This window comes from Ilumatobacter sp. (genome assembly GCF_049588435.1).
GTDB lineage: Bacteria > Actinomycetota > Acidimicrobiia > Acidimicrobiales > Ilumatobacteraceae > Ilumatobacter_A.
Map to the genome: position 1 here is coordinate 1 of NZ_JBAVYV010000206.1, position 6831 is coordinate 6831.

Sequence of the window (6831 nt, forward strand, 5' to 3'; positions counted from 1 at the left end):
TCGACAACCTCTACGACAACGTCCAGGCGAACCTCGTCCACCAGTTCACCGTGGCGCTGAAGGCCAAAGAGATCTACAAGCGCGACAAGGACTACATCGTGCAGGGCGGCGAGGTGAAGATCGTCGACGAGTTCACCGGCCGCATCCTCGAAGGGCGACGCTGGTCCGAGGGCATCCACCAGGCGGTCGAAGCCAAGGAAGGCGTGAAGATCAAGGAAGAGAACCAGACCCTCGCCACGATCACGCTGCAGAACTACTACCGCCTCTACGAGAAGCTCGCCGGCATGACCGGCACCGCCGCCACCGAGGCAGCCGAACTCATGAACACCTACGGGCTCGGAGTGGTCCCGATTCCGACCAACAAGCCCGTCGTTCGCGACGACGAAGCCGACCTGATCTACAAGACCGAAGAGGCGAAGTTCAACGCGATCATCGACGACATCGAGGAACGCCACGCGAAGGGCCAGCCGATCCTGGTCGGAACGGCGAGCGTCGGACGGTCCGAGAAACTCGGCCGCCTCCTCGAACAGCGCGGCATCGAGCGCGAGGTGCTCAACGCCAAACAGCACACCCGTGAAGCCGAGATCGTCACCCAGGCGGGACGTCTCGGCGCGGTCACCGTCGCCACCAACATGGCCGGCCGCGGCGTCGACATCCTGCTCGGCGGAAATCCCGAGGGTCTTGCCCGGACCGACGTGTTGCGCGCCGGATTCGACGAGGATCACCTCGCCCACGAGTTCGAGCTCTCGGTGCCCCTCGACCAGATGCCCGAGGAGTACCAGGAACAGCGCACCGCCGCACAGGCGCTGTACAAGGAGCGTCTTACGCACCACAGCGCCGAGTGCTCCGCCGAGGGCGATCAGGTACGCCAGCTCGGTGGGCTCTACGTTGTCGGCTCCGAGCGCCACGACAGCCGCCGGATCGACAACCAGCTGCGCGGCCGTTCCGGCCGTCAGGGCGACCCGGGAGCGTCGCGATTCTTTCTCAGCCTCGAGGACGACCTGATGCGGCTGTTCGCCACCGGCGCACTCAACTTCGTCATGGGCAAGGCACTCCCCGACGACGAGGCGATCGAGGCGAAGATGGTCACCAAGGCGATCGAGCGAGCCCAGACGACCGTCGAGACGAAGAACGCCGAGATCCGCAAGAACGTCCTCAAGTACGACGAGGTGATGAACGAGCAGCGCAAGGTGATCTACCGGCGCCGTGACCAGATCCTCGACGGCGAGGACCTGCGTTCGGCCGGGATGGAGTACCTGGCCGAGGCGGTCGACTCGCTCATCGCCACGCACTGCGCCTCTGCGGCCGACGACGAGTGGGATCTCGACGGGCTGGCGAAGGAGCTGACGCTCTACTGGCCGAACTCGGTCAGCCAGGAGGCGCTCGAAGGCTGCAGCGGCACCGACGAGATCTACGACATCGTGATGGCCGATGCAACGGCGCACTACGAGCGGCGCGAGGCCGAACTCGGCGAGGAGGTGCTCCGCCAGGTGGAGCGCCAGGTGATGCTGCGCATCATCGATCAGCGTTGGCGCGAACACCTCGAGGAGATGGACTATCTCCAGACGGGTGTCAACCTGCGGGCGATGGGTCAGATGGACCCGCTCACGGAATGGCAGCGTGAGGGCTTCGAGATGTTCGGGTCGATGATGACCGGCATCGCCCAGGACTTCGTCAAGTACGTCATGCACGTCCAGGTCGTCCAGAACGCGGCAGGCGCACCCAAGTCGAGCGACGGTCGTGCGGCTCTCGCCGATCCCGCCGACGCGAACCAGAACGGCATGATCGACTCCGGTGAGTCCGGGGTGAGCAACATGACCACCACGTCGTCCGACGACGTCGACAACAGCGGCTTCGAACGTGCGGCCGCCGCTCCGGGCGCAGGAGCGATGCCCGCTGCAGCGACCCCCAACGCGTCGACCAAGCAGCAGACCGTCGTCAAGGACGATTTCTCCAAGACCCCGCGCAATGCCCCGTGCCCGTGTGGCAGCGGGAAGAAGTTCAAGAACTGTCACGCGGCCTGATGGTCTCGGTCAGTCCGGTGGGCATCGACCCGACGAGGAACGATCATGCGTGACTTCACACAGGACCTGCGCGACGTGCAACGTCGCCTCGACGAAGCCGAGAGCTATCTCTCGGTCGCGGAGAACCGCGAGCGCTTCGCCGTGCTCGAAGCCGAGATCGCCGACCCCGCGCTCTGGGACGATCAGGATCGGGCGCGCAAGCTCAACACCGAGTACTCGAACCTCAAGGACGATCTCGACACCTTCGACGGCCTGTCCGCCCAACTCGGCGATGTCGAGGTGCTCCACGAACTCGCCCGCGACGAGGACGACGCGTCCCAGGAGGCCGACATCGAGTCGGAGGTGAACGCGATCGGCGTCGAACTCGACCGGCTCGAGCTCCGCAGCCTCTTCACCGGCGAGCACGACGATGCCGACTGCATCGTCCAGATCAACGCCAAGGACGGTGGGGTCGACGCGCAGGACTTCTCCGAGATGCTGCTGCGGATGTACGAGAAGTGGTGTGAGCGACGTGGCTTCTCGATCACGCTGAACGGGGTGTCGGAGGGCCAGGAGGCCGGGATCATGTCGGCCGAGGTCACGATCCAGGGTCGCTACGCCTACGGCCTGATGTCGGCCGAGCGCGGCACCCACCGACTCGTGCGGATCAGCCCGTTCGACAACCAGGGACGGCGTCAGACGTCGTTCGCGGCCGTCCAGGTGTGGCCGTTGATGGACGATGTCGACGTCGAGATCGACGAGTCCGACATCGAGATGCAGGTGTTTCGCGCATCGGGTGCCGGCGGCCAGCACATCAACAAGACCTCGTCCGCCGTGCGCCTGATCCACCACCCGACCGGGCTGGTCGCGAGCTCGCAGGAGGAGCGCAGCCAGCTCCAGAACCGTGAGCGGGCGATGAACCGGCTGTCGGCGATGATCGCAGCCAAAGCCGAGGAGGACCGTCAGGCCGAACTCGACGCGATCGCGGGCAAGCAGGCCCAGGTCGGTTGGGGCAGCCAGATCCGCAGCTACGTGATGCAGCCGTATCAGATGGTGAAGGACCTGCGCACCGAGGTCGAGACCGCGAACGTCCAGGGTGTGCTCGACGGGGACATCGATTTCCTCATCGAGGGCTTCCTCCAACAGCGCCGGGCGAACCACGACGAATCCTGACATCGGCTCGGGAGTCGTGGCAGGCGTCATGCCCGCCTGCCGCGTGTGGCGATCCATCGAGCGGTACCGTGTTCCAGCCTTCCAACCCGGGCGAGTTTCCTCATGATCAGACTCGAAAACGTCACCAAGAGCTATTCCACCGAAGTCGTTGCCGTGAAAGACGCGAGCTTCGACATCGCGAAGGGAGAGTTCGTCTTCCTCGTCGGCCCGTCAGGGTCGGGCAAGAGCACGCTCCTTCGCATGCTCAACCGACAAGACCGCCCCGAGCGGGGCGCCGTGTGGGTGGCCGGTCGCAACATCGTCGACCTGCCGAGTGGGCGCATCCCGATGCTGCGGCGCAACATCGGCAACATCTTCCAGGACTACAAGCTGCTCCAGGAGAAGAACGTCTTCGAGAACGTCGCGTTCGCCCAGGAGGTCATCGGCCGCCCGCAGCACGTCATCCGCCAGCAGGTTCCGGCGGTGCTCGACCTCGTCGGACTGGCCGGCAAGGAGGAGCGGATGCCGAACCAGCTCTCGGGTGGCGAGCAGCAGCGTGTCTCGGTCGCCCGGGCATTCGTCAACCGCCCGCTGATCCTGCTCGCGGACGAGCCGACCGGAAACCTCGACCCGGGGACCGGCGAAGGAATCATGCGGCTACTCGACCGGATCAACAAGACCGGCACCACCATCGTCATGGCGACGCACGACCAGCGCATCGTCAACTCGATGCGCAAGCGCGTCATCCAACTCGACCGAGGCATCATCGTGCGCGACCAGGCTCGCGGCGTGTATGAGTGAGGTGACCTGATGCTCTCCCGTATCCGTTACATCTTCCGCGAAACGTTCGACAGTTTCCGGCGCAACGCGACGTTGACCGTCGCGTCGATCATCACGGCGGCGATCTCGCTGCTCGGTGTCGGCTTGACCCTGCTCAGTCAGGAGGGCTTCGACAACCTGCTCTCCAAGTGGGAGGGCGGCGTCGAGATGATCATCTTCATGCGGCCCGACGTCACCGACGACCAGAAGGCGCTCATCGAGAGCAGCCTCAACGAGAACAACCAGTTCATCGAGTCGTGGGAGTACTGCGACGTCGCGTGTTCGATCGCCGAACGCGACCGCGTTCTCGCCGCCGAACCCGGCGTGCGTGACCTGCTCAACGAGTCGAACATCCCGACCCAGTACAAGGCCGTTCCGACGGAGGCGACCGACGTCGCACTGCTCCGTCAGGTGTCCGACGAGTTCGCCGGTGGACCAGGGGTGTTCGAGGTCGTGTTCGCGGAGGACCAGATCTCGTTGATCGAGCAACTCCAGTCGTTCTTCGGGTTCCGTCTGTTCCTGCTGTCGGGCTTCTTGTTGTTGGCCGCGATCCTGTTGATCTGGAACACGATTCGAACCGCGATCTTCGCGCGCCGTCGAGAAATCGAGGTGATGAAACTCGTGGGCGCGACCGACTGGTTCATCCGGATCCCGTTCATGCTCGAAGGCTTGTTGCACGGGTTGATCGGTGGCGCGCTCGCGAGCCTCGGGCTCGGCATCTGGAACTCGCAGTGGACGCGTGGCGTCCAGGGATTCCCCGAGAACAGTGGGTTCGCGTCGCTGGTGATCACGAACGGATATGACAAGACCGTCATGCTGTACATGCTGATCATCGGCGCGGTCGCAGGAGCCATCGGCTCCGGGATCGCCGCCTCCCGGTTCCTCGACGTCTAGCGGATCAGCTTCGTCCACGACCGTCGTCGGAGTTGACCGGTACCCTCCGGCCACGCATCGATCTCTCGTGGCGTTGTCTCTGACAGTTCTGATGGCGGGATCGGGTACCCGCGGCAGGATGTGCGTCGGACTGTCGGCTAGGCGATCTTGAGGTGCAAGCGGCCGTTCACGAGGAAGCCGTCCACCTCACCGTTCGCGTCGCGCACGAAGTTGTAGCGGGTCGGGAGGGGCGTGCCCTCTGGGCTCAGGTCCACGGCGTAGTCGTCCCGGTACAAGGCGATGAAGTCGACCGGCTCATCGGCGGCCACCGTGCTGTCCGGGTCCACCAGGCGAATGCCAATCCGGCCGTCGTCGGCGGTGAGCTCGATGATCGTCGTCACGGTGTCGCCGTTGAGGGTGATCCCTTCGGCCTCGTAGCGACCGAGGTATTGGGCCAGCTGCTCCGCCGACTTGTCCTGGGGCTCGCTCGGCACGTTGTGGAGGCCGGCGAACCGCGATAACGCCCAGTCGCTGACGAAGATCTCCTCGCGGAGCGAGTGGCCACCTGTGGAGTTCGTGAGGATGGCGATTCCGAAGTTCCGCTCGGGAACGAACATGAAACCGCTGTGCTGAGCGGCCCAGTCGCCGCCGTGCTGCACGATGGGGATGCCTTCGGCGCTCGGCCGCACCATCAAGCTCAGCGCGTAACCATCGAGCTCGCCCAACAGTGTTCCTCCCGGACCGGGGTGGGAGTGCATTGTTTCGAGCGAGCTGGCGCCGAGGATGCGGCTTCCGTCCGCTGCGGTGCCGTCCCCCAGGTGGAATCGCAGGTAGCTCATCTGATCGCGGGCGCTCGAGATGAGGGCGCCGGCCGGATTGATGGAGCGCGGGAGGTACCACAAGGACGGATCCAGGACCGCGTTGCCGTCGACCACGATGTGCGGACCAGCGAACGTGCGCCCGACGAGCTCGTCGGTGAAGAATCGGGTGTGGTCGAGGTCGAGCGGGTCGAGCACCAGGTCCTGTACGGCCTGCTCGTAGGTCGTTCCGTGCACCTTTTCCACCAGGTGTCCAGCGGCCACGACCGCTGCGTTGTTGTAGAAGAACGTGGACCCGAGCGGTCTCAGCTGCGGCAACCGGGTCATGCTCTGCACGTAGCGCTCGATCGCGTCCTCGCCCCGACCGAAGTCCTGGAGGTCATCACCCAGCCACCCGGCGCTGTGGTTCAGCAGTTGTCGCACCGTTACGCGCTCCGCCACGGCTTCGTCGGCGACCGAGAACTCCGGCAGGTAGGTCCGAACGGTCGCGTCCAGGTCCACCTCGCCCGCCTCGACCAGGCGCATCACCGCCATCCCCGTGAAGGTCTTGGTCGTCGAACCGATGCGGAAAGCCGTGTGCTCGTCGACCGGCACGGGCGCGTCGACACTGCAAACCCCGTACCCGCGCACGTACTCGTGGCCGTCGTGCAGCACCGCCACCGCGACGCCGGGCACGACGAACTCCTCCATGGCCGATTCGACCTTCTCGTCGAGCTCGGCGAAGAGTGCGTCAGAGGAGCCGGCTCCGGTGGCGCCGCTCGCAGTGTTCGGCGCAGCCGTAGTGGTGGTGGGAGTAGCGGTGGTAGTGGTCGCGCTGCTCTGACCGCTCGAGCTCGCCGTGCCATCGTTGACGCACCCCGCCAGGGTCGTGCCCACGACTGCGAAGGCGGCCAGATCGGCCGTCGTCCGCAGCATTGACCGCCGCGACAACTCGGGTGGTCCGGTGGGAACTCCGCTGCCGGGCTCGTCCATCGTTCGTCCTCTTCGGTTGATCCCCGAGAGCCATTCGTCGAAGGGCGACGAAGCGTGGACGTGTGACGACGCTAGCAGTTGGCGGCTGAGCCGCCTGTCGGCCCGGTCCAACCGGGTGTGCGCCTACGACCGGCCCGGGACGTTGGTGGGCGACCAGATCAGCCGGAGCGACCCCGGGCCGCAGCCCACCGACG

At 65.4% G+C, this 6831-nt stretch carries 5 protein-coding genes and 1 pseudogene; 5 read left to right on the forward strand and 1 reads right to left on the reverse strand.

What is annotated here, in order from left to right; all coding sequences use genetic code 11:
* From WBV89_RS07830 to WBV89_RS07845, 4 genes are all read left to right on the forward strand, one after another.
* Positions 1-2024: SEC-C metal-binding domain-containing protein (locus tag WBV89_RS07830; RefSeq protein ID WP_423980774.1), on the forward strand; the 2024-nt coding region annotated here is incomplete at its 5' end.
* Positions 2025-2069: 45 nt separating this feature from the next.
* Entirely contained in the window at positions 2070-3176 is a 1107-nt protein-coding gene (gene prfB, locus WBV89_RS07835; protein WP_423980775.1) for a peptide chain release factor 2, read from the forward strand.
* 102 nt (positions 3177-3278) lie between these two features.
* Entirely contained in the window at positions 3279-3956 is a 678-nt protein-coding gene (ftsE, locus tag WBV89_RS07840; protein ID WP_423980776.1) for a cell division ATP-binding protein FtsE, read from the forward strand.
* A gap of 9 nt (positions 3957-3965) precedes the next feature.
* Positions 3966-4868, forward strand: coding sequence for a cell division protein FtsX (locus tag WBV89_RS07845; protein WP_423980777.1), 903 nt, complete (start codon positions 3966-3968; stop codon positions 4866-4868).
* A gap of 137 nt (positions 4869-5005) precedes the next feature.
* Here the strand turns inward: WBV89_RS07845 and WBV89_RS07850 are convergent, their stop codons facing one another.
* Positions 5006-6580: a serine hydrolase domain-containing protein gene (locus tag WBV89_RS07850; RefSeq protein ID WP_423980778.1), complete on the reverse strand. Its 1575-nt coding sequence runs from the start codon at positions 6578-6580 to the stop codon at positions 5006-5008.
* Between the two features lie 28 nt (positions 6581-6608).
* On the opposite strand from WBV89_RS07850, the pseudogene WBV89_RS07855 reads away from it, so the two are divergent.
* Positions 6609-6831: pseudogene (locus WBV89_RS07855) on the forward strand (hypothetical protein); the annotation flags it as partial.

Bases quoted from the DNA above. Each gene is read 5' to 3' on its own strand.
- WBV89_RS07845 (WP_423980777.1), top strand. From the start codon at position 3,966: ATGCTCTCCCGTATCCGTTACATCTTCCGCGAAACGTTCGACAGTTTC.
- WBV89_RS07850 (WP_423980778.1), bottom strand. From the start codon at position 6,580: ATGCTGCGGACGACGGCCGATCTGGCCGCCTTCGCAGTCGTGGGCACG.
- prfB (WP_423980775.1), top strand. From the start codon at position 2,070: ATGCGTGACTTCACACAGGACCTGCGCGACGTGCAACGTCGCCTCGAC.
- ftsE (WP_423980776.1), top strand. From the start codon at position 3,279: ATGATCAGACTCGAAAACGTCACCAAGAGCTATTCCACCGAAGTCGTT.